Here is a 524-nt window from a genome sequence, read left to right as displayed (position 1 = left end):
TTCGCCTGCTTCAAACTGGCTTTCAAAAGAATAGGCAGGTTGAGCGGAAGAACCGCCTCCATCGCTGCTACTGCAGCCAGCAAATGCAACGCTAAGTGCCATTGCTGAAAGGGTAAACGTCTTTTTCATTTTTTATAATCCAAATAAATTGTGATAAATGATAATAATTATTATTTGCGTCAGGAGTTTATTTTTTTTTCGCGAGAGATGTCAAATAATAATGAAAATAATTATGATTTTTATTTAAATTATTATTGGTGAGCGCGTTAAATTGTAGGGTCTTATGGCCTTTTGAGCCCGAAGTTAAGTCTTTCGTATTGATCTGTGCGGTAGAGGGTCCCTCCCATGCGATCCCAGATAGATAATTGAGAACCAAAATTTAGATTATGGTGTTCGGGAGCAGAACTGTGATGAATCTGATGTTGCGCAGGACTAATAAATATTCGCTCTAGTGGGCCAAATGATAGCCAAATGTGAGAATGGCGAAGGTTTGCCCCAAACAGGTTGAATGCAAAGCGTGCGGC

Annotated in this window: 1 protein-coding gene; it reads right to left on the bottom strand. The window is 39.9% G+C overall.

Going from position 1 to position 524, the window contains the following annotated elements:
* Window positions 1-281: 281 nt before the first annotated feature.
* A partial coding sequence (locus A3739_RS10695; protein ID WP_197472269.1) for a sterol desaturase family protein occupies window positions 282-524 on the bottom strand: 243 nt, incomplete at its 5' end.

This window comes from Oleiphilus sp. HI0067 (assembly GCF_001635735.1).
The sequence above is the reverse complement of the archived record's forward strand: the minus strand, read 5'-3'. Positions and strand labels throughout refer to the sequence as shown.